Source organism: Mangrovimicrobium sediminis, assembly GCF_004745945.1.
Classification (GTDB): domain Bacteria; phylum Pseudomonadota; class Gammaproteobacteria; order Pseudomonadales; family Halieaceae; genus Mangrovimicrobium; species Mangrovimicrobium sediminis.
Genome location: NZ_SRLE01000001.1, coordinates 185610 through 212349, shown reverse-complemented (window position 1 = coordinate 212349; position 26740 = coordinate 185610). Strand labels below are relative to the sequence as shown.

The window sequence follows — 26740 nt, the reverse complement described above, 5'->3', positions numbered from 1 at the left end:
GCGTCGGGCAACTCTACCCAACCCGCCCGGGACCGCGCTAAAACGCGTGTTTTTTATCGAGAACGGCCGCCCGCGAGGCCTCAGCTCCAGCTCAGGTCGTGATTGCGGAACGGCGTGCTGCGCAGGCGCTTGCCGGTGGCCTGGAAGATGGCGTTGCCGATGGCCGGGCCGATGGGCCCCACCGGCGCCTCGCCGATGATGTCGATGCGCTCGGCACCGGACAGCGCCTCGAAGTGCACGTGGATGTCCGGCAGCGGGTCGCGCAGGCGCAGCATCGGGTAGCTGTCGAAATTGCGCTGCTCGGTGACGCCGTCGCGAATCGTCAGCTGCTCGTTGAGCGTCATGTTCATGCCGAACAGGGTGGCGCCCTCGATCTGCGAGCGCACCGCGTCCGCATTCGCTACCCGGCCGCAGTCGAAGGCCACATCCACGCGCTTGACCTCGATCGCCCCTGCGCGGCTGATCGCCACGTGCGCCGCGCTGCACACCACGGTGCCGGTACCGCGCATGGCGGCGGAGGGCCAGCTGGAAATGGCGATGCCCAGGCCCTCGCCGCGCGGCAGCTTGCGGCCCCAGCCGATTTTTTCCGCGGCCACGCGCAGGCAGTCGGACCAGGCCTCGTCCCAGCGCGACATCAGGTGCAGGCGGTAGGCCAACGGGTCGATGCCGGCAGCGACCGCACACTCGTCGATAAACGTCTCCACGGTAAACGCGTGGGTGTTGTAGCACGGGCCGCGGTAGGCGCCGTTCATCACGCTCACCGGGTAGTTGTTACGCGAGATGTGCACGTTGGGAATGATGCCGCTGGTGAAGTAGGGCTGGTCGTCGTAGCCCAGCGGCAGCTGGTAGATGGGGTGGGTGCCGATAAAGCTGGCTCGCGAGCGCACTGCCATGGGGTAGCCGTCCTCACCGAGCTGCGCGCGGTAGCGGGCGAAGATCGGCGTGCGGTAGCGGCCCTGTTCGAAGCAGTCCTCCCGCGACCAGATGGTTTTTACCGGCACACCCGGGTACTCCTTGGCCACGGCGACCACCATGCGCACGTCATCGCCCTGGGTACTGCGGCCGAAACGGCCGCCGACGTAGGTCTGGTGCATGCGCACGGTTTCCGGCTTGAGCCCGGTCTCGTCGACCGCCACCCAGTAGGCTTGCAGCATGTCCTGGGTGGGGCACCACACCTCGGCGCCCCCGGCGCTGACTATGGCGGTCCCGCTGAGCGGCTCGATCATGGCGTTTTCGCAGTAGGGCGTGGAATAGGTGTGCTCCACCACGCGGCCACCGGTCACTGCATTCACGTCGCCGGACTCGCGCAGCACTTTCGCCTCGTCCGCGTCCAGCAGCGCCTCGCCCTCGGCGTAGATCATTGCCGTGTCTTTCCAGTTCACACCGGCACCCAGGTCCCATTCCACCGGCAGCGCCTCCAGCGCTGTCTTCGCCTGCCAGTAGTGGTCGGCGATCACCGCCACGCCGCTCTGCACCTGGTTGGTGGCGAAGCCCCAGGTGGCCTGGGATTCCACCGGCGTGCCGCGGGTCTTGGCCGGGTCGACCACGACTACCGCGCGCACGCCGGGCATGTCCAGCACCACCTCTGGCTTGTAGCTCTTCAGTTTGCCGCCGTGCACCGGGCACTGGCGCAGGGCCGCGTGCACCATGCCGGGTACCTGCACGTCGATGCCGTACACCGCCTCGCCGCGCACCAGGGGCGGGATATGCAGCTTGGCCGGCGAGGCCTTGGTCAGGAAGGTCCACTCGGACTGCGGTTTCAGTGCCGGCTCTGCATCCAGTGTGATGCTTGCGGCGTCTGCGGCTAGCGCGCCGTAGCTGAGCGTGCGGCCGCTGGCGCTGTGGGTGATGACGCTGTCCTGCGCTGTCACGTCCGCTACCGGCACACCCCAGCGCTGCGCGGCAGCGGCCTTCAGCCGTTCGCGTGCGCTGGCGCCGAGTTGCAGGGCGTAGGCCAGGCGGTCCTTGTTGGTGCCGTGGCCGCCGAAGAAGGGCAGGAAGCCGCGGTTGTAGACGCCGCCTTCCATGAAATCCCGGTGCATGGAGCAGAACTCCACGCGCACCTTCGACCAGTCGCAGGCAAGTTCCTCGGTGACGTTCATCGCCGCCTGGGTCATCGCGCCGTTACCGATCTCGGGGGTGGGCACGCGGATGATCACGGCGTCCTCGGGTGTGATCTCGATCCACGCGGAGAGCTCGCGGCCGCTGGCGGTGTCCGGTGCCCAGGGTGTGCTCTGGGCCGCGTCCGAGCGCTCAGCGCGGATGCCCAGCGCGAGACCGCCGGCGAGCACCGAGGCGTTGATCAGGAAGCGGCGGCGGCTGCTGTCTACGGGAGTATCCCGCGAGGCGTTCATGCTGCACCTCCGGCCAGTTGCGCGGCGGCGCGGTGGATCGCCGCGCGCACCCGCGGGTAGGTGCCGCAGCGGCACAGGTTGGTGATGGCGTTGTCGATGTCGGCGTCGCTGGGGTCGGGCTTGCGTCGCAGCAGGTCCGCGGCGGCCATGATGATGCCGGTCTGGCAGTAGCCGCACTGGGGCACGTTCATCTCGTACCACAGGGTCTGCAGCACGTGGTCCTGTTCACCCGCGAGGCCTTCAATGGTGACCACCTCCATGCCGGCGACCGCGGACAGCGGGATGATGCACGAGCGTGTCGCCGCGCCGTTCAGGTGCACGGTGCAGGCGCCGCACTGGGCGATACCGCAGCCGTACTTGGTGCCGGTCAGGCCGAGGTGGTCGCGCAGCGCCCAGAGCAGCGGTGTCGACGGGTCCGCATCCAACTGAACGGCTTGTCCGTTGACACTGAAATTGACGACGGCCATAGAAACTCCTGTGATCAGATTTTCACGGTGAGCAGGGCGGGGTTGAAGTATTCCTTGATCAGCGTGAGCTTGTCCCCGCGGAACTGGAACACCGCGATGTACTGGTTGGCGTAGGTGCCGGTGTTGCCTTTCTGGATCGCACGGCTGTCGAATTCGCCGATCACCGTAGTGTCGTCGTCGCAGCTGTACCACTGCCGGTAGCTGAATTCCATGCGCTCCCAGAAAGCGGGCAGGGTGCTGTTGAACTGCTCGAAGATGCGCTGGCGGCCCTCGTAGGGACCGGGTTGCGAGAGGTACGGAAACAGCATGACGGCGTCTTCCGCGACATGCTCACAGGCGGCCTCGATCTCCAGTGCGCCGAGCTTGTTGAGGAAGTCCTTGACGATAGCGATACGTTGTTCGGGGTTCATAGCGTTTACATCTTGTGTTGCGTCGCCGTTCGGCAACGCGTGTCGTGTCACCTTGGGCAGACTGGGTTAAGGGTTGGCGCCGGCCTGCCGCGGGGCATTCGTGACGTTCCCCGCGACGGTCCCGGCGACGCCGCGCTCGCCGAGGCGGTCGATGACCAGGCGGCCATCGCGCAGCACGGCCTTCAGGTGCGTGTCCGGCTGCGCCAGCAGGGTCAGGTCCTCCAGCGGGTTGCCCTCGACCAGGATCAGGTCGGCGACCGCGCCGGCCTCGACCACACCGACTCTGGGCCCCTTGCCGGCGAGCAGGGCGCCGGGGTTGCCGGTGCCCCAGGCCAGTACTTCCTCCGGCGTAAGACCGTCGATGTCCGCGTAGTAGGCGAACTCGCGGGCGTAGCGTCCCACTTCGTGGTCCAGCGGGTCCTCTTCCATGACGTCGCGGAACACGCCGCTGTAGTCGTCGCCGACCAGGATGTTGACCCCGGCGCGCTGGGCCGCGGGCAGCATGCGGCGCACGTTATCGTAACAGACCTGGGTGGAGCCGTCGGGCTCACCCCAGCCCATCTGCAGCAGCAGCTTGGGGTAGATCAGGCTGGGCACCCAGTAGGTGCCGGCGGCGACCATGGCGGCGATCACCTCGTCATCGACCTCGTCGCCGTGGTCGATGATATCCACGCCCAGCTCGATGCACTCCATGATCATCGCCTTGTCCGAGACGTGGGCGCGCACCTTCGCGCCGCGCTCGTGGGCGGCGTCGACGATGGCGGCGATCTCGTCGCGCGCCATGTTGCGCGGGGTCGGCCCGGGGAAGCCGTGGCCGGCGCTGGCGAAGATCTTGATTGTCTCCACGCCGCGGCGGATTTCCTCGCGCACCAGCTTGCGCAGTTCCTGCGGCCCGTCGCCGAACAGGTCGATACCCGGTGCGGTGTAGCGCTGCCACCATTTGCGCGAGTCGTTGAGGTCGGAGGTGGTGCCGATGTGGTGGCCGCAGGCGCGGATACGCGGGCCGTCGATGATGCCCTCGGCGATGGCGATCTTCAGCTGGGCGTCGATATCGTGGGCGCAGGCGGCCCCGACGTAGCCGGTGAAACCGCTTTCCAGCAGCACGCGGCAGGTGCGCACACCGACCGCCATGAGCACGCCGGGGGGCAGTTCCTTGCCGAGCTGAGCGCCGGCCAGGCCCTCGGCGAGGGTGAACTTGTAGAAGTCCGGGTGCAGGTGGCAGGTGACCAGCCCGGGCAGCAGGGTCAGGCCGGCGGCGTCGATGCAGCGGGCGTCCTCGGCGATGGGGGCATCCAGTTCGCCGATCAGTCCCTGCGCCAGGCTGACACTGTGCAGGCCGGGCAACAGGCGGTGGCCGTCGTACACACGGGCATTGATGAAAGTGAGCGGGCTGTTGTCGGCGGCGGGCATGCGCTGGTCCTCCCAATGTCGGGCGCAGTATGACAGCTCGGTTCCCGGGCGTTTCGATAGATTGCGTCCTCCGCTGGCGGCATGTGTCGCGCACAACCGGCGTGAAAAATCCATTTGCTGTCCGCTATTGTCGCGCGCGGCGACGGCGCTGCTGTTAGGCTCGTGGCACTTGTCGCGCGCGGCGGCCGCGCTGCTGTTAGGCTCGTGGCACGCTGGTGGGCGATGCTGCGCGGCACGCCTACTGCGCGACAGATCGAGAAATGAGGGAAGCATGCAACTGGCAAAACTGGGTGTCTGGGCCCTGACCCATGGATTCACAGCCGCCGAGGCCGCGGCTTTCGCCCGCCGCCTGGAGAACTGGGGCTACGGCACCCTGTGGCTGCCCGAGGCCTTCGGTCGCGACCCCATGGTCGCCGCCGGCTGGATTCTCGCGAACACGCAGCGCCTGCAGGTCGCGACCGGCATCGCCAACGTCTACGCGCGCGACCCGATGGCCTGCGTGAACGCCCAGTACGGTCTCGCGGAACTCTCCGCCGGCCGCTTCCTGCTCGGGCTCGGCGTCTCCCACGCGCCGCTGGTGGAGGGCTGGCGCGGCCATACCTATGGCAAACCTTTGCAAACCATGCGTCGCTACCTCGAGAGCATGGCCGCGGTGGAGTACGTGGGGCCGGCCCCGGCGCAGCGCCCGGCCACCGTGCTCGGGGCACTGGGCCCGAAGATGCTCGCCCTGGCCGCCAGCGCCGCGGATGGCGCTCACCCCTACAACGTGACGCCGGACTACACCGCCCGCGCCAGGCAAATCCTCGGCCCCGGCAAACTGCTCTGCCCGGAACAGAAGGTGATCCTGGAAACCAGCCCCTCCCGCGCCCGGGAGATCGCGCGCCGGGTCATCGGCCATTCCCTGCCGCTGCTCAACTACCGCAACAGTTTCCTGCGCCAGGGCTTCACGGAGGCAGACCTGGCCGGCGGCGGCTCGGACCGCCTGATCGACGCGCTGGTGGCCTGGGGCGACGAGTCCGCAATCCGTGCACGCCTGCAGGCGCACAGGGATGCCGGCGCGGACCAGGTCTGCGTGCAGGTGCTGCCGGCGCAGGAGGGCAACCTGGCGCCGGCGGATGAAAAAATCCTCGAGCTGCTGGCGCCGGCGGCATGATCCCGGCGCGGCCTTGTGAAATACCAACACCGCGTGGGGGTGGTGATGAGCACTAGCACTCCTGCGGGCAGCGATCCCCAGGCACTGGTCGCCGATTTCGAACGCCGCGCCCAGCGGGCGGAGACACCCTGCGGCGATGGTGCGATGGTCTGGCGCCGCTGGGGGCAGGGACCTCCGTTATTGCTCGCCCACGGCGCCCAGGGCTCGTGGACCCACTGGATTCGCAACATCGAAGCCCTTGCGGCGCACTACAGCGTGTGGGCCGTGGACCTGCCCGGCTACGGCGACTCGGCCCTGCCCGCCGAGCCCACCCACCGCGCCATCAGCGCCGCGCTGGACGCCGGCCTGCGCCAGTTGCTCGGCGCACCGCGGCCGTTGAAGGTCGTGGGTTTTTCCTTTGGCGGCGTGGCCTGTGCGCATCTCGCCGCCTACTACCCGGAGTGGGTAGGGCAGCTGTTACTGGTGGGCACCGGCGGGCTGGATACACCGCGCGGCGAAGTCGAGCTGCGCGGTATGCGCGGGCTGGATGACGACGCCCGGCGCGAGGTCAATCGCCACAACCTGTTGCAGCTGATGCTGCATCACCCTCCGAGCGTGGACGAGCTGGCCCTGTACTTGCAGGCGAAGAATGGCGCCGCCAGCCGCCTCAACCCGATCGATCTCGTCCTGCCGGACAAGTTGCTGCGCATTCTGCCGAGTATCGCGGCACCGGTAGACGCCATCTGGGGGGAACACGACCGCCCGCACCCGGACCCGGCGGCGCAGGAGGCGGTATTGCGCGCGCAGTTTCCCGCGCTGCGCTTTCGGGTGATTGCCGACGCCGGGCACTGGGCCATGTACGAGCGGCCCGCGGCGTTCGATGCGGTGCTGGCGGGCCTGCTCGACGAGAAATAAGCCGGGGAGGCTTGAACCTGCGGCTGAAACCGCGGGGTTAATTCTATGGGGCTGAATCTGAGGGGCTGAATCTGAGGGGCTGGACCTGCGGGGCTGGACCTGCGGGGCTGGACCTGCGGGGCGCGGCCCGGCGCCCCTCAGGCCATCGCCCGCGAGGCGTCCTGCGCGGCGTTGCGGTAGGCCTTGGGGGTCATGCCGGTGGCGCGCTTGAAGGCGCGGCCGAAGCTGGTCTGCTCGGAGTAACCGAGCCGCGAGGCGATCTCGTCGAGGGAGAAATCGCTCCAGGTCAGCGCGTGCTTGGCCAGCTTGATGCGCTCTTCCTGCGCGATATCCGAGAACTTCACACCCAGCCGCGCCAGCCGTTTCTGCAGCGTGCGGGTGGAGGTGCCCAGTTGTTCGGCGCAATCGTCCGCCGAACACTGGCCGCTGGAGATCGCCTGGCGCACGCAGGCCTCGACTTGTTCGCGGAAGCTGGCCCGGGCGCTGGCGCACAGTTCCGCCAGGCCGCGGCCGAGCAGGCCGAACAACATGCGGTTGGCGCTGGCCAGGGGCTGGTCCAGGGCGTCTGCGCTGAAGGCGATGGCGTTGGAGCTGGCGCCGCCGCGCACGCGGCAGCCGAGTTGGTCCTGCAGGCGGCGGATGCTGGCGCGGTCCAGCGAACAGGTCAGGTTGGCGTAGCGCGGGCGGAAATGTTCACCGCCGAGGATGTGCAGCATCTTCATGTTCAGCAGCATGCCGTGCAGGTTGACCTGTTCCAGCCGGCCCATGCCGACGTTGGTCGACCAGCGCAGCTCCACCGTGCCACCGGTGGTGGCCAGTTCGAAGCCCGCCTCCGGCGAGACGCAGGTGGGCACGTAGTCGACCAGGCATTGCAGGGCCTGGCGCAGGTTGGGGGCGGCGCGCGCCATGGCCATCACACAGCCGTACACATCCGGATCCTGGATTTCGGCCAGGCGCAGGCCGAACAGCGGGTCCTGGAAATGGCTGCTACAGAACTCCAGCAGGTTGACCGCGGCGATGCACTCGATGTCCTGGTCCGGGTCGTCGAAGCTCTGCGGGTCGATGCCCTCGCGGGCGAGGATGCTGGACGGGTCGGCGCCGAAGCTGCTGATCAGGTCGGTGAAGCCGCGCAGGTAGCCGGCGCGCAACTTGCCCTGGCCGGGGCAGGGGACGAGCGGGCGCTCGGCGGTGGGTGACAGGCTGAACTGGGCTTGCATGGCGCTCCTCCCGGTACGTCGTGGCAACGGCCCGGGGTGGCGGGCGGCGACGTCCTGAGTAACTGACGATTCTTATCGGTTTATTGTCAGACACGGAGCTTAACCGCCCCGGCGTGTCTCGCGCAAGCTGGCCGGGAAGTCGAAAAATGGACAGCATCTGTCGAGAATCCCCCCCGGCGCGGCGGCACACTGGCGGTCAGGTCGTCGTGCCAGGCGCGGCCGCCGGCTGCCCGCGCCCCGCGTTCCAGATGCCCGCCGGCGGGCGTTTCAGCGGTCCGTTGTGCATAACAAGAGAAGGAGAACCCGATGTCCCTGATGCCGTTTCCCGAGCGCGATTTCATGCAGATGTGCTGGGTCGTCCCCGACCTCGATGCGGCGATAGACCACTGGACGCGCTGCGCCGGCGTCGGGCCGTTTTTCGTCTTCGACAAACCCAGCTACAGCAACGCCATGTACCGCGGCCAACCCGCCCCGGACCAGCCCTTCGATATTTCCGCGGCCATCGCCCAGGCCGGGCACACCCAGATCGAGCTGATCTGCCAGCACGACGACGCCCCCTCCATGTTCCGCGACCTGGTGCCGGCGGGGCAGGCCGGGTTTCACCACACCGCGCTGTACTGCGAGGACTTCGATGCGCAACTGGCCGCCTACACCGCGGCGGGTGCGGAGGTCGCCTTCAGCGGCATCATGATCGATTTCCGCACCTGCTGGGTGGACCTCAGCGCCACCCTGGGTTTCATGGTCGAACTGGTCGAGGCCAACCCCACCGCGGACATGATCTTCAAGCAGTTCAGCGATGCCGCCGCCAACTGGGACGGCAGTGACCCGATCCGCCGTCTCGGTTGAAGTCGAAGGCCGCTTGCAATGAGTGACGAACACATGCCCGCCACGCTGCCGGCCCTGTTTGCCGCGCAGGTGAAACACCGCGGCGCGCGCGACGCCGTGGTGACTCTCAGTGAAAGTGTCTCCTACGCCGAACTCGACCGGCGCTCGGCGGAGCTGGCCCGCGCGCTGCTTGAACTGGGGGCGGGGAAGGGCGCGCGCATCGCGCTGTTGTCCTCGGACGGTATCTTCTGGATGACCGCGTTCCTCGCCAGCATGCGCATCGGCGCGCTGGTCTCGCTGGTCAGCACCCTGGTCACCCCGCACGAGTTGCGCCATATCCTGCGCAACAGCGATACGCAGATACTGATCGCCGAGCGCCGCTTCCTGCGCCACGACTATGTCGTCACCCTGGAAGAAGCACTGCCCGCGCTGGCCGATGCCGAGGCCGGTCGCCTACGCCTGGCGGATGCGCCGCACCTGCGCTCGATCTGGCTGGACGATGCCGAGGGCGTACCCTGGGCGGCGTCGGTGGATGAGCTGCGCGCGCTGGCGCAACGCCCCGGCGCGCCGGACGCCGCCCTGTTACAGGCGGTGGAGAACGAGGTGACCCCCGGCGACGAGGCGGTGATCGTCTACACCTCGGGCAGCACCTCGGCGCCCAAGGCGGTGGTGCACACCCAGTGGACCCTGGCCCGCCACCCGCGCGAGGTGGCGCGCTATTTCCTGCTCCAGCCCGACGACCGCATGATGCCCCTGCTGCCGGTGTTCTGGCTGGGCGGGCTGGTCATGGCGCTGGAGACGCTCAGCGTCGGCGCCACCCTGGTCTACCCCCAGACGCCGGAGCAGGAGGTGGTGCTGGAGACCATCGAGCGCTGCGCGGTTAACCGCTTAAATAGCTGGGGCGACATGCTGTTCAAACTGCGCGCGGCCGCGAAGGAACGCGGCATCGATGTCGACAGCATCGTCGGCCTCGGCGAGTTCCGCGACGAGAACGGGGAATTGATCCCGCCGCAGCTGTGCACCAATCCGCTGGGCATGAGCGAGACCTTCGCCGTGCACAGCGCGGAGCCGCTCAACGTGCGCCTGCCCGAGGACAAGGCCGGCGCTGCCGGTCGCACGGTGCACGGCTACGAGCGCCGGGTGGTCGACCCGGAGACCGGCGAGGAAGTCGCGGCGGGGGAGGTCGGCGAGTTGCAGTTGCGCGGCGGCGGCCTGATGCACGGTTTCTACAAGGTCGACCGGCGCAAGGTGTTCACGCCGGACGGTTTCTACCCCACCGGCGACCTGGTGCGCGTGGATGCGGACGGCTACCTGTTTTTCGTCGCCCGGCGCGGCGACATGATCAAGACCAGGGCGGCCAATGTCTCGCGACTGGAAGTCGAGGAAGCCCTGCGCGCACTGCCCGAGGTCGAGCTGCCGGTGGTCACCGGCCTGCCCGATGTGGAACTCGGCGAGCGCGTGGTTGCCGCGGTGGTGCCCGCCGCCGGTTGCACGCCGAACGCGGCGGAACTGCAGCAGGCGCTGCGCAAGCGGCTGTCCAGCTATAAAGTGCCGCGCGATATCGTGTTCATTACCGAGGCGGAAATTCCGCGCACCTCCACCGGCAAGCTCAAGCTCAACGAGATCGGCGCGATGATCGCCGGCAAACTGGACAAGGCCTGAGCCGCGGCCGCGACCTTTCACTGGTACCAGGAGTTACCCTCACATGTCCCAAGCGTCGGAACGCCCGTCCCCGGAAGACATCATCCTCTACGAGAAGGACCCGGCGACGCGCATCGCCACCATCACCCTGAACCGCCCCAACTACCTCAACGCCCCGACCATCGCCGCGCGCCAGCGCTATGCCAGGCTGGTACAGCGGGCCAACGTGGACGACGAGGTCAAGGTGCTGGTGATTCGCGGTGTGGGCAACCACCTGGGCAGCGGTGCGGACCTGCCGGAGCAGTCCGAGCTCTTCTCCGACAACATGGATTCGTCGCTGCTGCACGAGTTTGAGATCCCCGATGACGAGGGGGTGAAGTACCCGCCGAAGGATTCCTACCGCTACCTGGCCACCCTGGTGCAGCACTACGCGACCACCGGCTCGGGCATGCGCAGCCTGCAGGACTTCAAGAAGATCAGCATCGTCGAGGCCAAGGGCTATTGTTACGGCTGGCACTTCTACCAGGCGGCGGACGCGGACATGGTGATCTCCTCCGACGAGGCCCTGTTCGGCCACTCCGCCTGGCGCTACGCCGGCTGGGCGGCGCGCATGTGGCAATGGGCCCTGATGATGGGGCTGCGCAAGTTCCAGGAGATGGTGTTCACCGGCCGGCCGTTCACCGCGCAGGAGATGTACGACTGCCATTTCGTGAACAGCGTGGTGCCGCGCGAGCAACTGGAGGCGGAAACCCTGAAATACGCGCTGGCCTGCGCGAAGAACCGGCCCACGGACACGGTGGTGATGCAGAAGACCTTCTTCGAGGTGTTCAAGCAGAACCAGGGCGAATACATGGGCAGCGTGCTCACCGGCTGGCTGGAGTCCATGCTGCCGATGGTCAAGACCGACGGCGACGAACTGGCCCTCGGCGACGACACCTTCGACAAGGGCCTGAACAACGCGGTGAAGGACAACGACGCCAACTTCCCCGAGGACTGGCGCCTGAGCTACAAGAGCCGTCCGCCTGCCGAACCTGCCGGCAACGAGGTAGAACTGTTACGCGCCCAGGTGGCCGCGCTGCAGGAACAACTGAAAGCCCTTGAGCAGAAGCTCGGCGGCTGAACCGCGCTGTGCGCAACCGGCGCACGGCGACCACTACCCTGGAACGCGCACCCCATAGCGAGGATTTCCAATGACCCCTGCAGACAGGAAACAAGTCGCTTTCATTACCGGCGCCAGCTCCGGCATCGGCAAGGCCACCGCGGAGCTGTTCCTGCGCGCCGGCTACGCGGTCGCCCTGGTCGACGTTAACGATACCGCCGGCAAGCAGGTGCAGGAGGCGTTCGCCGCAATTGGCGAGTGCCATTTTTTCCAGTGCGATGTGAGTGACGACGCCATGGTCAAGAGCGCGGTGCAGGCCTGCGTGGACCGCCTCGGACCCATCACCGCGGCGTTCAATGCCGCGGGCATTGATGGCGACCTGGGCAAGCCCACGGCGGAAACCAGCCCGGAGAACTGGCACCGGGTAATCGCCATTAACCTCACCGGCGTGTGGCACTGCATGCGCCACCAGATCCCGGTGATGCTGGAACATGGCGGCGGCACCATCGTCAACTGCGCCTCGGTGGCCGGCCTGGTCGGCGCCCCCGGGCTGCCGCCTTACGTCGCCTCCAAGCACGGCGTGGTCGGGCTTACCCGCACTGCCGCACTTGAATACGCGCGCCAGGGCGTACGTATCAACGCGGTATGTCCCGGCCTGATCGACACGCCGATGGCCAGCGGTTCCATGGGGCCGGAAGTACAGGCGGCGCTGGTCGAGCAAAGCCCCATCGGCCGCCTCGGCCAACCCGCCGAGGTGGGGCAGACCGTGTTGTGGTTGTGCGGGGAACAATCGAGTTTCGTTACCGGCCAGGCCATCGCCGTGGACGGTGCCTGGACCGTGATGTAACCCGGCCGCGGTTTACCGGCGGCGCGTTTTCCAGTTCAATGTTCGCCTGGTCCCACCAGGTGATACCAATAATGGACAAGACTTCCGCCGTCGCGAACGCCGCCAGCCGCGGGTCCGCCGCCGACGCCATTCTCGATGCAGCCGAGGCCCTGTTCGGGCGCCACGGCATTGACGGTGTTTCCCTGCGCCAGATCGCCACCACCGCCGGTTCTGCCAACAACTCCGCGGTGCAGTATCACTTCGGCAGCAAGGAGGGGCTGATCCGCGCGATCTTCGACCGGCGCATGGCCTCCCTGGAAATCGCCCGCAGTGAGCATCTCGCCGCCGCCCGCTCGGCGGATCAGGACGCCGAGGCGGCCAGCCTGCTGCGCGCGCTGCTGCTGCCCATTGCCGAGGAACGCGATTCCGCCGGGCGTTGCTCGTTCGCCGCCTTCCTGCTCGGCCTGCGCCTGTTCGGCGATATCCGCCAGTGGAACCGATATACCGAAACCGCGCATGTCACCCGCGAGATCGATTCCAGCCTGCGCGCCGCGGTGGACTGGCTCTCCGCCGAGGAGTTCAGCGTGCGCCTGCTCGGCGCGGTGGCGGTGTTCCTGATCGCCGTGGTCGACTGGGACCGCGGCGCGACCCCGGGCGGACCGCACTGCCCGGAAGCGCGCGACGCCCACCTGCAGCGCGCGGTGGCCTTTGCCGCCGCCGGCTTGCTGGCGCCAGCGCCGGATGATTGACTTGTTAAGACAGTTGACTTAACGTGCCGCCTGCCGCTGCCCGCTATCGTGTGGGCGCGGCGTCGAGTTCACTCGCGGAGGCCATAATGAAAATACCGTTCCGTCTGTCCCGTCGCCTGCCTGGCGTGCTCACCGCACTGCTGCTGGTGGGCGCCGTGCCGCTGCAGGCCGCCTCGCCGCAGGCGCTGCCGCCGGCGCCGGAACCCTTCGCCGGTGCCCTGGAGCCGACCGCGGCGCAGTCCACCGCGCAGTACCCGACGCCGCTCAAGGCTCCGGCGGGGGCGCCCAACATCCTGCTGGTGATGACCGACGATGTGGGTTTCGCCTCGTCCAGCACCTTTGGCGGCCCGACCCCGACTCCGGCGCTGGATGCCCTCGCGCAGCGCGGCCTGCGCTACAACCAGTTCCACACCACGGCGATCTGCTCGCCGACCCGGGCCTCGCTGCTCACCGGCCGCAACCACCACGCCGTGGGCATGGGCACGCTGGTGGACATCCCCAGCCCCTACCCGGGTTACACCGGCCGCATTCCGCCTAGCGCCGCCACCGTGGCGCGCATCCTGCGCGACAACGGCTACAGCACGGCGATGTTCGGCAAGGACCACAACATTCCGCACGCGGAGCGCACCCCGGCAGGCCCCTTCGACCAGTGGCCCACCGGCCGTGGCTTCGAGTACTTTTACGGATTTATCGCCGGTGATTCGGACCAGTGGCAGCCGGCGCTGTACGAGGGCATCACCCCGGTGCGCGACGCCGACCGGCCCGCGGGCTACCTGCTGGACCGGGAACTGGCGGACCGCGCCATCAACTGGATTCACAACCAGAAGGCCGCCGCGCCGGACAAGCCGTTCTTCATCTACTACTCCACCGGTTCCGCCCACGCGCCCCACCAGGCGCCTCCGGAGTGGATCGCGCGATTCCGCGGCAGGTTCGACCACGGCTGGGACGTGGAGCGCGAGCAGATCCTGGCGCGGCAGAAGGCGGCGGGTATTGTCCCCGCGAACACCGTGCTGGCGCCGCGGCCCGCTGTGGTGCCGGCCTGGGACAGCCTCTCCGCCGATGAACAGAAAGTCTATGCGCGCTTTATGGAAGTGTTCGCCGCGCAACTGGCCTACCAGGACGCGCAGTTCGGCCGCATCGTCGACGAACTGCAGCGCATGGGCATCGCCGACAACACCCTGGTCGTGTTTATCGAGGGCGACAACGGCGCCAGCGCGGAGGGCGGAGAGAGCGGCTCGATCAACGAGATGGCGGACCTGTCCAGCGGCCAGCACGGCATCCCGCTGCAATGGCTGGCCCAGCACCTGGACGTGCTCGGCGGGCCGGACACCTACCAGGGCTTCCAGAGCGGCTGGAGCCTGGCCATGGACACGCCGTTCCCCTGGTTCAAACAGCTGGCCTCACACCTGGGCGGTACGCGCAATGCGCTGGTGGTCTCCTGGCCCGCGGGCATTGCCGCGCGCGGTGAGCTGCGCAGCCAGTACCACCACGTGATCGACATCATGCCCACGCTGCTCGAGGCGGCGGGCATCGACGCCCCGGCGCGGGTGGATGGCATCGAGCAGCAGCCCATCCACGGCAGCAGCATGCTCTACAGTTTCGACGATGCCGACGCGGCGGACGTGCGCACCACCCAGTACTACGAGATCCACGGCAACCGCGGCATTTACCACGAGGGCTGGCTGGCCAACACCACGCCGCGCAATATGCCCTGGAACATGCCGGTGGAGCGCGGCGGTGACACCAGCACCTACACCTGGGAGCTGTACAACCTGCGCGAGGATTTCGCCCAGGCCAACAACCTGGCCGCCCGCGAACCGGAGAAACTGCGCGAGATGCAGGCGCTGTTCGACCGCGAGGCGCGCAAGTACATGGTCTATCCGCTGCAGGACGAAGGCGGTATGAAGCGCGGTATGAACATGGCGCGCCACAGCGGCATGCTGCCGCGGCCGGAATATGTCTACTGGGGCCGCGACATCCAGTTGCAGGTGATGTCGGCGCCGCCCATCTTCTTCCTGCCCTTCAGCGTCGAGGCCGAGATCAGCGTGCCGGAGGCCGGCGCCCAGGGCGTGATCGTCGCCGCCGGCAGCAAGTTCGGCGGCTGGAGCTTCTTCCTCGACGAAGGCCGTCCGGTGGCCTATGCCTCGGTCTCCGGCCTGCCGTTGCCCGGTGCGCAGTCGCGCGTCGCGGCGCAGCAGGCACTGGCGCCGGGCAAGCACACGCTGCTGTTCGATTTCACGGCGAGCAAGGGCGGCGGGGGCGAACTGAGCATCAGCGTCGATGGCGAGCCGGTGGCCAGCGGCCCCATCGCGCGGCGCCCGCGGACCCTGGCGGGCAATGGCGAGACCTTCGATACCGGCCGCGACAGCAATGTGCCGGTGGCGCCTGACTACGAGCGTGAAGGCGTGTTCAGCGGCACCATCGACAAGGTGAGCGTGCGCATCAAGATGCCGCGCAGACCCGCCGCAGCGGAACACTGATCCCACTACCCATGGCAGCGTGCCCACCGGGCTGTCCGGCGGGCTCGCTGCGCTTCCAGTAATCGCAGCACCGACACCCGATTTACCAATGGAAATTCCGGAAAAACCCCGTCATCCGCATGAATGGCGCGCAATGGCATGTGCCTGGCGCGCCCGGCAATGTGGTGAAAACCGCGCTCTCCCTACGCTGGCAGGCACGGTCGAGAGGCGCATGAACACGCACTCGATCGCACCTGTACTGCACTGGAGATGCGTCGATGCTGGATCACCTGAACAAACACTGGAAGTACACCGACCTCGTGGTGAAGACCATGAACCTGCTGATCGAGGACGGCATCGTCGACGTCGAGCGGGCCCAGGTCATGCAGTCGCTGCTGGGCGAACCGCGGCGGCTCACCGCCAGCCTCAAGCAGCTGGAGGAAGAGGAGTTCAACCTGGTCTCGTTGACCCTGGCCGAGGACTGCATCCGGATCTACCAGGAACTCGCGCTGCACGGACACCCGGGCAAGGGCGACTACCTGGAGGCGGCCAGCCGCGCGCTGCTCGTCGAGGGTTTCTCCGAGCACCAGGCGCGGGCGGCGGTGGCGGAGATTCTCGAGCGCGTGCGCCGCGAGTTCCCCGACTGAGAGCGCTCGCCGCCGCGCCGGCTCAGAGTTGGCGAACCCCGGTGGCGTCGGCCTCGCGGAATACGTCGATCGCCTCCAGCGGCTTCATCATGACCAGCGGTATGGTGCGTTCGGTAGAGGCCTGGTAATTGGCGTAGAACGGGTAGCAGTCGACCATGAAGTTCCATACCTTTTCGCGCTCCGCACCCTGCGGCTCGCGCCAGCTGGCGCGAAACGCCTGGGTGGCGATCTGGAACTGCACTTCGTCCGCTTCGCGGATGTTGAGGTACCAGGCGGGGTGTTGGTCGGCGCCACCCTTGGAGGCGACGATGACGACCTCGCCGCCGATGGCGCCGTAGCACAGGGGCGTGATGAATATCTTGCCACTCTTGCGCCCGGTGTATTTCACCAGGCAGTGGGTGCCGAAGGGGTGGGCGCCCACCGCGGTCAGGTCCATGATGTGTCCCTCGGCGCCGCCGGAGCGCAGGTACATGGCCCGGTGTTCGGTCATCCAGTCGGCGCGGGTGTCGCGGATCTCCGCGCTGCTTTCGTCGCTCATTGCAATCTCCTTGTGGTTGCCGGTCGCCGCAGGGGCGAGCGGGTCAGCCGGCCGCTTGCGGCATGCGGCTGGTGAACTGGTTGAGGTCGAAGTAGTCGCGCCAGGCTTTGATTTTGCCTTTCTCGAGCTCGAAGATGCCCATGACCGGCAGTTCCACCCACTGGCCGCCCATGAGGAAGCGGTCGCAGCGCTCGTTCATGACGATACCATCGGGGGACTCCGCCTGGTGGAAGATCTCGAAATCCATGGCCTCGGCGCTGCCGATGAAGCCTTCGATCATGGCGCGGATTTCCGCCTTGCCGTGGTTGGGCGGGTCCATCGGGATATTGATGTAGACGGCGTCATCGGTGAAGTAGTCGATGATCCTGTCGATGTCCTTGTCCGCCCAGCAGTGGACGAACTCGGTGACAATCTCCGCGTTGGTGGGCATGCGTATCTCCTGTGCTTATGATTGTGGAGGAGTGTGCCTGGCCACGCGCAGAATCGATACTCAGTGCACCGAATGTACTGCGGTAGCGCGAGCACCGATTATGCTAAAGTTGCGTGACAAAATGAAATAACCCGATGTACCAGAAGGAGGGTCTATGGCCAGGGGAAAGGAAACCAGGCGCCGCGATGCGCAGCAGACCAAGGGGCGGATTCTCGGCGTGGCCTTCGAGCTATTTGCGGAGCACGGCTACGCCAGGACAGGTACCCGGGATATCGCCGCCGCAGCGGGCGTGGCGCCGTCCCTGATTGCGCGGCATTTCGGCAGCAAGGCGAGCCTGTTCGAGGCCACCTTAGTCTACGGCATCGAGGAGCACTCGCTGTTCGTCGATGACAAACAGGACTTCGGGCAGCGCATGGCGAAACTGGTGGTCAGCCGCAGCAACCCGAAGCTGCCGACCATGATCATCCTCGCCACCGCCGACCCGCAGTCGGCGGAGATCGCCCAGCGCGTGACCCGCGACCACATCCTCAAACCCCTGGCCAAATGGCTGGGCCCACCGCAGGCCAATGCCCGCGCGCTCAATATGCTTACCCTGCTCAACGGCTTTACCATCCAGTCGCGGCGCCTGACCACTGGTCGTGTACCGCCGGGGTCGGTGCGCTGGTTCGCGCAGGCACTGCAGGACATCGTCGACAACAAGTAAGCCTGGCCCGCCCCGACTTGCCAAGGGCGTCCCTGCGGCGCAGAATGTGGCCAGTTGATCACTTATAAGTCTAATAACGGCGACACGCGCAGGAGGCCCCATGTCGGACAGGCCCGTCGAACTGAAGCGCACCTACTGTAAAGTCTGCATGGTCCACTGTGGGCTGCTGGCCGAGGTGGCCGGCGACCAGGTGCTCAAGGTGCGCGGCGACCCGGAGCACCCGCTCTCCGCCGGCTACACCTGCCCCAAGGGGCGCGCGGTGGGCCAGTTGCACCACAGCCCCGAGGCGATCGACCGGCCCCTGATGCGGCGTAACGGTCGCCTCGAGCCGGTGAGCTGGGACGAGGCCCTGGACGATATCGCCGCCAGGCTGCGTACCCTCATCGATACCCACGGCGGCCACAGCGTGGCGATCAACTTCGGCAGCGGACTCGGCCTGGATTCCTCCGGCTATGCGATGGAGGAGGCGCTGCACCAGGCCCTGGGCTACGGCCCCAAGTTCACGCCGCTGACTATCGACGGCGTGGCCAAGGTGCTCATGGCCGGCGCCATGGGCGGTTTCCCCGGGCTCAACCCCAAGACCGACTACGACGCCGTGGAAATGCTGATCTACGTCGGCACCAATCCGATGGTCAGCCACGCCCACAACACCGGTATGTACAACCCGGCGGTGTGGATACGCGAGGCCGCCCGGCGCGGCGAGGTGTGGACCATCGACCCGGTGTTCACCGAGACGGCGAAGTTCTCCACACGACACATCGCCGCCTACCCGGGCAAGGATTACGCCATCCTCGCCTGGCTGGTGCGCGAGATCATCGACGACGGCCCGCTGGTGCCGCGCCAGCCGGTGCAGGGCCTGGACACCCTGCGCGCGGCGCTGGAGGGCTACGATCTCGACACCGCCGCGGCGGTGGCCGGGGTGGATGCCCGGGACATGCGCGACCTGCTCGCGGCGATCCGCCGTAAGGGTGGCAACGTGGTGGTGGAGACCGGCACCGGCATCACCATGTCCACCGGCTGCAACCTGACCCAGTGGTTTGCCTGGCTTCTGATGGTGCTCACCGGGGCGATGAACAATCGCGGCGGCACCTGGTTCCACCCGAGTTTCCTGCACCCCTACGAGAACTTCGAATTGCCGGAGATGGACCCCTGGACGCCCGGCGCGAAGACCCGCCCCGACGCGCTGGGCATCCTCGGCGACTGGCCCTGCGCGGTGCTGCCCGACGAGATCGACGCGGGCAATATCCGCGGCCTGTTCAATTTCGGCGGCCGCCTGTTGCGCTCCTTTCCGGATACCAACGCGCTGGAGCGCACCCTGGGCGATCTCGAACTGCATGTGATGACCGAGATCCTGCACAACGAGACCACGGCGTTCGCCACCCACGTGCTGCCGACCAAGGACGGTATCGAGCGCGCGGAACTCAGCCGCTGGGATACCCTTGGCTGGAACCTGTCCATGCAGTATTCGGCGCCGCTGGTGGCGCCGCTGGGCGAGCGCCGCTCCGCCTGGTGGGTGATCTCGCAGATCATGCGCCGCGCCGGCCTGCCGGTACCGGCGCACGTGCCGGATTGCGAGCCCACCCAGGAAGCGGACGAGGCCATGCTCGCCCACCTGATGACCGGCGCGCGCTGCAGTTTCGAGGAACTGCAGGCCAAGGGTTACGTGGAGCGCCCGCTGGAGTTTCCCGCCCCCTGGGTGGACCGCCACATAGAGCGCATCGGCGGCTGGCGGCTCGCGCCGCAGCGCCTGGTGGAGCAGTGGAACGAGATGCGCGCTCTCGATGCTGAACAGGGCGATGCGCCGAAGCCGCTGTGTTTTTCCTCGCGCCGCCAGCGCCGCAAGTTCAACGCACAACTCGACTTTCTCGGCGAAGAGGCCAACGCCCTGCTGCATCCGCTGGACGCCGAGGCGCACGGGATTCGCGACGGCCAGATGGTGCGCGTGAGCAATGACAGCGGTGTGGTGGAATTCGTCGCGCGTATCGACCCCGGGGTGCGCCGCGGGGTGGTGTCGATCAGTCACGGCTACCTGCACAGCAACGTCAACCGGCTGACCAGCACCGCGGCCATCGACCGCCTGAGCGGCATGGCCCACTATTCCGGTGTGCCGATCGCGATCGAGGCGGTTCCCGGCTAGCAGCTTCGGGGCGGCTGTTGCGCAGAGGCGTTTCCAGTCAAAGGTTCCGGACTAGCCGTCCGCGGCGCGCCCGCCTTCCAGGCGCGCCTTCAGCGCCTCGTTCATGCCCTGTAAGCCGCCGCGAATCTTCGCTGAGAATCCCAGGTACAGAAGCGGGCCGAGCAGCCCGCCCATGGCCTCGCCGTTGACCAGGCGACTGCGACCGCTATCCAGTTCGCTGACTTCGATAAACCGGGTGGCGCGGGTCAGCCATTCCCGGCCCAGCATGCGGTAACTCACGCACTGCCCCGGTTGCAGTTCGACGACCTGTGCCTGCCCGGTGTGTTCCGGCATCCCGGGGATGGCGACGGTAAAGCCCAGTGTGGCGCCGGGGGTAAAACTGCCGCTGGCCCGTGTATACAGCGGGTTCCACTGCGGCCACTGCTCGAAGGCCTCGATCTCGCGCCACAGCGCCTGCGCGGGGGCGTCGATGTCGACGGCGTGGAACGTGCTGAACCTGCCGTAGCGCTGCCTGAGCGATGCCTCGAAGTCGGGGGAGGGTGGGGACATACGCGGGATGCTCCAGCTGTGTTGGTGTCGGGCGCCGCGCTCAGGGCAGGCAGCGGTAGGAGGGGTCCTGGCGGTCGCGGCGGCCGACCTGGTGCTCTGCCATCGGTGTCACCTCGCGGATCTCGTCGAAGTCGATGACGGCCTGGCGGTGATCCAGCCCCCAGCGGCCATCGCGACGTGACCACTGGTCCAGGTAGCGGCTCCAGACGCTGATCTGGCGAATGGCCTGTCCGTCGCGCAGGCGCAGCGTCGCGGTGCAGTAGGCTTCGCTGCCCGCCTGTTCGCCATCCAGCGCAATGAGGATATTCGTCACCTGGTGGGAGTGGTGCAGGGTGTGCTCGTGCTGGCGGCAGATCAGGTCGATCACGCCCGGGCCCGGACCCTCGTAGAGCTCGCCGTAGTCGGCGGTGCCGCCGTCATGCCAGATCGAGTGGCCCAGCGGGATGTCCAGGCGGTCGACGCTGCGGCAGTAGCGGTAGATGAGATCGGTGATTTCCCGGTGGTCGGCGAGTGCGCGCATGGCGAGGTCGTCCTGCATGCTGGGGTTCCTGTCCGGCTTATCGTTATTGTCGAGTCGTTCGCCAGGCGCGACCTGTGCGCCGTCGACGATGTCGTCGCAGGCATGGTAGCAGTTTCGGCCACTGCTGACGCGGGCGTCGGAGGCCGGTTTTCGAACTCTCGATAGTCGCCGGGCAGGGCGGTGGCGCAGGCCCCCGGGGGCCTTGCCGCGCGGGGGGCGCGACCTTGAATTGTAGCGCCGCTGGGGTAGAATCCCCGGCTCGTCGTTTTTCGCGCCCGCTGGCGGGGCGAAACGCACGGTCCACGTGAAATTCCTCTCGCCTGCAGGGCGCGCCGGTCATGCGACTGCCGCGCGGCGCATCGCTCGCCGGTTTTGCATCCTGTTCGCATTCTGTGCCGTCGCGGGTACACCTCATGCAGGTGCCCGCTGGCGGTCGCCCTTACCACTGTATAGGTTGTTCGATGTTGTTGAGCTGGACCCGGGCCGACTGGTTCGGAAATATTCGCGGCGATCTGCTCGCCGGACTCGTGGTGGCGCTGGCGCTGGTGCCCGAGGCGATCGCGTTCTCGATCATCGCTGGCGTCGATCCCAAAATCGGCCTGTACGCGTCGTTCTGTATCGCCATGATCACCGCCCTGACCGGCGGGCGGCCCGCCATGATCTCCGCCGCCACCGGCGCGATGTCGCTGCTGATGGTGACCCTGGTGCGCGACCACGGCCTGCAGTACCTGCTGGCGGCGGGCCTGCTGACCGGTGCGCTGCAGGTCCTCGCCGGCTACCTGCAACTGGGCAACCTGATGAGCTTTGTCTCGCGCTCAGTGGTTACCGGTTTCGTCAACGCCCTGGCCATCCTGATCTTCATGGCCCAGTTGCCAGAGCTCACCGACGTCACCTGGCATGTGTACGCCATGACCGCCGCCGGGCTCGGCATCATCTATCTGTTCCCCTACCTGCCGCTGGTGGGCAAGGTGATACCGTCCCCGCTGGTGTGCATCCTGGTGCTCTCGGCGGTCGCCATTAGCATGGGCCTGGATATCCGCACCGTCGGCGACATGGGCGAGCTGCCGGACACGCTGCCGGTGTTCCTGTGGCCGGATGTGCCGCTCAACCTCGACACCCTGATGATCATCCTGCCGTACTCCGCGTCGATGGCGGTGGTGGGACTGCTGGAGTCGATGATGACCGCGACCATCGTCGATGACCTCACCGATTCCGAGAGCGACAAAAACCGTGAGTGCAAGGCCCAGGGTATCGCCAACGTTGGCAGCAGCCTGATCGGCGGCATGGCCGGTTGCGCGATGATCGGCCAGTCGGTGATCAACGTGAAGTCCGGCGGCCGCGGACGGCTCTCGACGTTTTGCGCGGGCCTGTTCCTGATCATCCTGGTGGTGTTTCTCGGCCCCTGGCTGTCGATGATTCCCATGGCGGCCCTGGTGGCGGTGATGATCATGGTCTCCATCGGTACCTTCAGCTGGGAGTCGGTGCTCAACCTGCGGCACTACCCGCTGTCGTCGAACATCGTCATGGTGGCCACCGTCGCGGTGGTGGTGGCCACCCACAACCTGGCCTACGGCGTGTTCGTCGGTGTATTGCTGGCATCGCTGTTCTTCGCCAACAAGGTCAGCCACTTCATGTACGTGGCCTCCTCGCTGGACGAGGACGGCAGCACGCGCCGCTACCAGGTCATCGGCCAGGTGTTTTTCAACTCCGCCGAGAAATTCATCGAGCAATTCGATTTTCGCGAGGTGGTGGAGAACGTGGTCATCGACCTGAGTCGGGCCCACTTCTGGGACATTTCGGCGGTCGGCGCGCTGGACAAGGTGGTGCTCAAGTTCCGCCGCGAGGGCGCCGAGGTGGAGCTGATCGGTCTCAATGACGCCAGCAGCACGATCATCGACCGCTTTGGCGTGCATGATAAACCCGAAGAAATCGAGAAAGTCCTCGGAGGGCACTGAGCATGACAACGACAAGAAGCCTGGTGCTTGCCTGTGTCGACGGTTCGCCGATCAGCGATGCCGTCGCCGATTACACCGCCTGGATCGCACGCCGGGTCGCGGCGCCGGTACGACTGCTACACAACCTCGAGCACCGGGTGGCCTCGACCTTTGACCTCAGCGGCAACCTCGGCCCCGGCGAGCGCTCCGAACTGCTCGAGGAACTCACCGAACTGGAATCCCGGCGCAGCAAGATCCTGCGCGACCAGGGCAAGCTGATCCTGGACGCGGCCGAAAGCCGCGTGCGTGCAGCGCAGGTGGATGACATCGTGGCCCTGCAGCGTCACGGCAGCCTGGTCGACAGCCTGATCGAGATGGAGGAGGAGATTCGCGTGCTGGTGCTCGGCATCCGCGGCGAATCCCATTCCGAGCAGACCGACCAGGCCATCGGCGAGCAGCTGGAGCCGGTGATTCGCGCCCTGCACCGTCCCATCCTTGTGGTCAAGCGGCCACTCGAGGCGCCGCCGCAGCGCCTGATGATCGCCTACGATGGCAGCAAGGCGGCACGCATCGGTCTCGACATGATGACCATGAGCCCGCTCTATGCCGGGCTGGACTGCCACCTGGTCCAGGTGGGCAAGAACAGTGCCGCCGACCAGGCGGTACTCGCTGAGGGCGAGGCCGTTTTGCGCGATGCGGGGCTGTCGGTGGTGAGCGCCAACCTCACCGGCGATACCGAGACCGCCCTGCTGGACTACCAGCGCAGCCATGCGATCGACCTGATCGTGATGGGAGCATTCGGCCACAGTCGCCTGCGCGAGCTGCTGTTTGGCAGCGTCACCCTGCGCATGCTGGCGCAGTCGCAAACGCCATTGTTGCTGTTGCGCTAGTCTCTCAACACTCTCCATTGACCCGGGTGGGCGCTGTCAGTGATTGACAGCCGTTCAGGGGGGGTGTCATTATAAGTAAAGATGTAGAATAACTGTTCCAAATACGGAATTTCAGGCTCATCCTGAGCCTGTTCTACATTGTCTTGTGCGCCAGACTAGTAAAGATAAAAAACGGCCTATGACAACTGATTGCCTGGTTACCCGGTCACTAACAGGTCCCGCTTTGGGACGAATCCTGCCCATCGGTGTTTCGCGACACCGGTGCGGTGCGTGCCGTCTGTTTGGCGTGGAGGTAGCAAACACCAGTCCGTAATACCGAAGTCCCGGGCGACCCCGCCCATAAAACCTGTTCATCGAGATTAATAATAACGTCAGGAGAACACTATGAATTACAGGGTTTTTGAAAAGACCGCTCTCGCGATTGCTGTATGGGCGGCCTTGCCCGTTCAGGCGCAGAACGTGACTCTCGAGGAAGTCGTGGTCACCGCTCGCCGCGTCCAGGAGAACATCCAGGACGTACCCATCTCGATGACGGTTTTCTCGCAGAACCAGCTAAACGACCGCAACATCACCGTCGCCAGCGACCTGGCCAACTACACGCCGTCGCTGTCGGTGAATGAACGTTACGGTCCGGAGAAATCCTCGTTCTCGATTCGCGGCTTCAACCAGGACCAGGCCACCGCGCCCACCGTGGGCGTGTACTTCGCTGACGTGGTTGGTGTGCGCGCCCAGGGCGGTACCACCTCCGGTAATACGGTCGGCGCCGGCGCCTTCATGGATCTGCAGAACGTGCAGGTCCTGAAAGGCCCGCAGGGCACGCTGTTCGGACGCAACACGGACGGCGGGGCGATCCTGCTGGTGCCGCAGGAACCGGTCGACGAGTTCGGCGGTTATATCGAGGGCTCGGTCGGCAACTACGACATGACCCGGGTGCAGGGCGCGTTGAACGTTCCTCTCACCGATAGCTTCCGGGTGCGGTTCGCCGCCGACATCAACCAGCGCGACGGCTACATGGAGAACAAGTCCGGCAACGGCCCGGATTTCAACGATCGCGATTACGAGGCCTACCGCCTGAGTGCCATCTGGGAGATCACCGACTCCCTGGAAAACTACACGATCCTGCATTCAAGCGATTCCAACACCGCGGGCTACGCCTCGCGCTACGTGGCCTGCGACCGGGAGGCCGCGGTGCCCGACGAGATTGGCCAGATCAGCATCAACGCCATGGTCACGCTCGCCGCCTGCGAGCAGATCGACCGGCAGGCTGCACGCGGCGACGATGAGTTCGACGTGGAAGTGAATGCACCGCGCGCTAACCTTAGCATCAAGCAGTGGCAGTTCATCAACACCACCACCTGGGAAGTGAACGACTCGCTCACCGTGAAGAACATCCTTAGCTACGGTGAATTCGAGGAGAAGTCGCGCTTCAGCCTGTACAGCGATAACTTCACGGTGCCGGACTCGGTGAACTTCCTGAATTTTGGCTTTCCGGCGCCGATCACCCCCGGGACCCCGTTCCGCCTGATTGAACTGGGCATGCTGCCCGGGGAGTCGAATGCGGCACAGAACACCTGGACCGAGGAACTCCAGTTGCAGGGCTTTGCCTTCGACGACCGCCTGCAATACGTGGTCGGCGGTTACTTAGAGTACTCGGATCCGGACGGCCTCAACGGCGGCCGCACCGGCATCTTTACCTACTGCGACAACGTGGACACCACGGACTGCGACTTCTCCGCCATCCCGCTGGCAGGCAACATCTCGCAGTCGGCCACCAAGCTGAAGTTCGAGAACCATGGCATCTTCGCCCAGGGTACCTTCGACATCACCGACGAGTTCGCACTGACCGCAGGCGTGCGCTACACCTTCGACAAGATCGAGGGCTACGACCAGGGCGTGCGTATCGCACCGGCCCCGTTCACCACCGAGCCGCTGATCGCGACCTGTCGCGACTCCTTCCGCTTCCCGGGGGTGATCGCGGATGATCCCAAGGTGTGCGGCAAGACCCTGGAAGAGGAGTCCGACGAGCCGACCTGGCTGGTCAACCTCGACTACAAGCCTTCACCAGACGCGCTGATCTACGCCAAGTACGCCCGCGGCTACCGCCAGGGCGGCATCAACTTCACCAACCCCGGCGTGGAAACCTGGGGCCCGGAAGAAGTGGATAACTACGAAGTCGGTGCCAAGCTGACCTACCGCGGCGCCATCGAGGGTATCCTCAATATTGCCGCGTTCTACAACGATTACACGGACCAGCAGGTATTCGGCTCGCTTATCACCGACCGCGTCAATTACCCGCAGGTCTCCGGCGGCGCGGCCATCGTCAACGCCGGTAAATCCGAAATCTCCGGTATTGAAGTCGATGCGGTGGCGGTGCTCACGGACAACCTGAAAGTGACTCTCGCCTATGCCTACCTGGATGCGGAGATCAAAGAACTGGACACCTCGGGCGTCAACCTCGAGGGTACGCCGTTCCTGGAGATCAGCCCGCTGGCGGAAGAGGGCGGCACGCTGAACCTGGTGCCCGAGCACAAGGCTTCGCTGAGCGCGACTTACACCCTGCCCATCGACGAGAGCTACGGCGACGTTTCCTTCGGTGTCATCTGGAGCTACACCGACGAACAGCTGGTCAACACCAGCGCGCCGGCGCCGTATGATTACATCGACGATCGCAGCCTGATCGATGTCAACGTGCACTGGCGCAGCGTGTTCAACTCGGCAATCGATGTGTCACTGTTCGCCAATAACGTCACCGACGAGGCCTACGAAGTGGCTACCGGCGGCGGCTGGGGTTCCTTCGGCATCATCGACTACCTCTACGGGCAGCCGCGGATGTACGGGGTCCGTTTGCGCTACAACCTCGGCCAGTGATGACTGCGGGGTCCGCGCGC

23 protein-coding genes are annotated in these 26740 nt (G+C 66.4%); 14 read left to right on the top strand and 9 right to left on the bottom strand.

The window, feature by feature from the left end; all coding sequences use genetic code 11:
* Nucleotides 1–80 precede the first annotated feature (80 nt).
* From E4634_RS00930 to E4634_RS00915, 4 genes are all read right to left on the bottom strand, one after another.
* Nucleotides 81–2354 carry a xanthine dehydrogenase family protein molybdopterin-binding subunit gene (locus E4634_RS00930; RefSeq protein WP_135440721.1) on the bottom strand — a complete coding sequence of 758 codons (2274 nt, stop codon included), beginning with the start codon at nucleotides 2352–2354 and terminating at the stop codon, nucleotides 81–83.
* On the bottom strand, nucleotides 2351–2821 hold the full coding sequence (locus E4634_RS00925; protein WP_135440720.1) for a (2Fe-2S)-binding protein: 471 nt from the start codon (nucleotides 2819–2821) through the stop codon (nucleotides 2351–2353). The genes E4634_RS00930 and E4634_RS00925 overlap by 4 nt, the downstream gene beginning before the upstream one ends.
* A 14-nt stretch (nucleotides 2822–2835) precedes the next feature.
* The gene (locus tag E4634_RS00920; RefSeq protein WP_135440719.1) at nucleotides 2836–3231 is read right to left on the bottom strand and encodes a nuclear transport factor 2 family protein; all 396 of its coding nucleotides are present in this window, start codon (nucleotides 3229–3231) and stop codon (nucleotides 2836–2838) included.
* Between the two features lie 66 nt (nucleotides 3232–3297).
* Nucleotides 3298–4641, bottom strand: coding sequence for a metal-dependent hydrolase family protein (locus E4634_RS00915; RefSeq protein ID WP_135440718.1), 1344 nt, complete (start codon nucleotides 4639–4641; stop codon nucleotides 3298–3300).
* Nucleotides 4642–4912: 271 nt separating this feature from the next.
* Here E4634_RS00915 and E4634_RS00910 point away from each other — a divergent pair, with 271 nt between their 5' ends.
* Both E4634_RS00910 and E4634_RS00905 read left to right on the top strand, forming a co-directional pair.
* A complete protein-coding gene (locus E4634_RS00910) occupies nucleotides 4913–5794 on the top strand; it encodes a TIGR03620 family F420-dependent LLM class oxidoreductase (RefSeq protein ID WP_135440717.1) in 882 nt (293 codons plus the stop codon).
* 45 nt (nucleotides 5795–5839) lie between these two features.
* Nucleotides 5840–6688: an alpha/beta fold hydrolase gene (locus tag E4634_RS00905; protein WP_135440716.1), complete on the top strand. Its 849-nt coding sequence runs from the start codon at nucleotides 5840–5842 to the stop codon at nucleotides 6686–6688.
* A 137-nt stretch (nucleotides 6689–6825) separates the two neighbouring features.
* On the opposite strand, the gene E4634_RS00900 is transcribed toward E4634_RS00905, so the two are convergent.
* Nucleotides 6826–7905: an AraC family transcriptional regulator gene (locus tag E4634_RS00900; protein WP_135440715.1), complete on the bottom strand. Its 1080-nt coding sequence runs from the start codon at nucleotides 7903–7905 to the stop codon at nucleotides 6826–6828.
* A 306-nt stretch (nucleotides 7906–8211) separates the two neighbouring features.
* On the opposite strand from E4634_RS00900, the gene E4634_RS00895 reads away from it, so the two are divergent.
* The 7 genes from E4634_RS00895 to E4634_RS00865 all read left to right on the top strand — a co-directional run bounded on the left by E4634_RS00895 (nucleotide 8212) and on the right by E4634_RS00865 (nucleotide 16151).
* Complete coding sequence (locus E4634_RS00895; protein ID WP_135440714.1) at nucleotides 8212–8751, top strand: VOC family protein; 540 nt, start codon at nucleotides 8212–8214, stop codon at nucleotides 8749–8751.
* 18 nt (nucleotides 8752–8769) lie between these two features.
* On the top strand, nucleotides 8770–10392 hold the full coding sequence (locus tag E4634_RS00890; RefSeq protein WP_135440713.1) for a class I adenylate-forming enzyme family protein: 1623 nt from the start codon (nucleotides 8770–8772) through the stop codon (nucleotides 10390–10392).
* 43 nt (nucleotides 10393–10435) lie between these two features.
* Nucleotides 10436–11491, top strand: a complete 1056-nt coding sequence (locus tag E4634_RS00885) for an enoyl-CoA hydratase/isomerase family protein (RefSeq protein ID WP_135440712.1) — start codon at nucleotides 10436–10438, stop codon at nucleotides 11489–11491.
* Nucleotides 11492–11561: 70 nt separating this feature from the next.
* Nucleotides 11562–12317, top strand: a complete 756-nt coding sequence (locus tag E4634_RS00880; RefSeq protein ID WP_135440711.1) for an SDR family NAD(P)-dependent oxidoreductase — start codon at nucleotides 11562–11564, stop codon at nucleotides 12315–12317.
* Nucleotides 12318–12388: 71 nt separating this feature from the next.
* Nucleotides 12389–13045 carry a TetR/AcrR family transcriptional regulator gene (locus tag E4634_RS00875; RefSeq protein WP_135440710.1) on the top strand — a complete coding sequence of 219 codons (657 nt, stop codon included), beginning with the start codon at nucleotides 12389–12391 and terminating at the stop codon, nucleotides 13043–13045.
* Between the two features lie 86 nt (nucleotides 13046–13131).
* Complete coding sequence (locus E4634_RS00870; RefSeq protein ID WP_135440709.1) at nucleotides 13132–15525, top strand: arylsulfatase; 2394 nt, start codon at nucleotides 13132–13134, stop codon at nucleotides 15523–15525.
* A 257-nt stretch (nucleotides 15526–15782) separates the two neighbouring features.
* Nucleotides 15783–16151: a hypothetical protein gene (locus E4634_RS00865; protein WP_135440708.1), complete on the top strand. Its 369-nt coding sequence runs from the start codon at nucleotides 15783–15785 to the stop codon at nucleotides 16149–16151.
* Nucleotides 16152–16173: 22 nt separating this feature from the next.
* Here E4634_RS00865 and E4634_RS00860 read toward each other — a convergent pair whose 3' ends face one another.
* The gene (locus E4634_RS00860) at nucleotides 16174–16689 is read right to left on the bottom strand and encodes a nitroreductase/quinone reductase family protein (RefSeq protein WP_135440707.1); all 516 of its coding nucleotides are present in this window, start codon (nucleotides 16687–16689) and stop codon (nucleotides 16174–16176) included.
* Nucleotides 16690–16732: 43 nt separating this feature from the next.
* Nucleotides 16733–17119: a limonene-1,2-epoxide hydrolase family protein gene (locus E4634_RS00855; RefSeq protein WP_135440706.1), complete on the bottom strand. Its 387-nt coding sequence runs from the start codon at nucleotides 17117–17119 to the stop codon at nucleotides 16733–16735.
* Nucleotides 17120–17273: 154 nt separating this feature from the next.
* Between E4634_RS00855 and E4634_RS00850 the strand changes: the two genes are divergently transcribed.
* Together E4634_RS00850 and E4634_RS00845 are read left to right on the top strand one after the other, a co-directional pair.
* Nucleotides 17274–17822, top strand: a complete 549-nt coding sequence (locus E4634_RS00850; protein WP_135440705.1) for a TetR/AcrR family transcriptional regulator — start codon at nucleotides 17274–17276, stop codon at nucleotides 17820–17822.
* Between the two features lie 100 nt (nucleotides 17823–17922).
* Complete coding sequence (locus E4634_RS00845; RefSeq protein WP_135440704.1) at nucleotides 17923–19959, top strand: molybdopterin-containing oxidoreductase family protein; 2037 nt, start codon at nucleotides 17923–17925, stop codon at nucleotides 19957–19959.
* Nucleotides 19960–20010: 51 nt separating this feature from the next.
* Here E4634_RS00845 and E4634_RS00840 read toward each other — a convergent pair whose 3' ends face one another.
* Both E4634_RS00840 and E4634_RS00835 read right to left on the bottom strand, forming a co-directional pair.
* Nucleotides 20011–20508 (bottom strand): SRPBCC domain-containing protein, encoded by a 498-nt coding sequence (locus tag E4634_RS00840; protein ID WP_135440703.1) that lies wholly within the window; start codon nucleotides 20506–20508, stop codon nucleotides 20011–20013.
* A gap of 40 nt (nucleotides 20509–20548) precedes the next feature.
* A complete protein-coding gene (locus E4634_RS00835) occupies nucleotides 20549–21046 on the bottom strand; it encodes a nuclear transport factor 2 family protein (RefSeq protein ID WP_167854702.1) in 498 nt (165 codons plus the stop codon).
* 443 nt (nucleotides 21047–21489) lie between these two features.
* Between E4634_RS00835 and E4634_RS00830 the strand changes: the two genes are divergently transcribed.
* From E4634_RS00830 to E4634_RS00820, 3 genes are all read left to right on the top strand, one after another.
* A complete protein-coding gene (locus E4634_RS00830; protein WP_135440702.1) occupies nucleotides 21490–22983 on the top strand; it encodes a SulP family inorganic anion transporter in 1494 nt (497 codons plus the stop codon).
* A 2-nt stretch (nucleotides 22984–22985) separates the two neighbouring features.
* Nucleotides 22986–23852, top strand: a complete 867-nt coding sequence (locus tag E4634_RS00825; protein ID WP_135440701.1) for a universal stress protein — start codon at nucleotides 22986–22988, stop codon at nucleotides 23850–23852.
* A 384-nt stretch (nucleotides 23853–24236) separates the two neighbouring features.
* A complete protein-coding gene (locus tag E4634_RS00820) occupies nucleotides 24237–26720 on the top strand; it encodes a TonB-dependent receptor (RefSeq protein WP_135440700.1) in 2484 nt (827 codons plus the stop codon).
* Nucleotides 26721–26740: the final 20 nt, after the last annotated feature.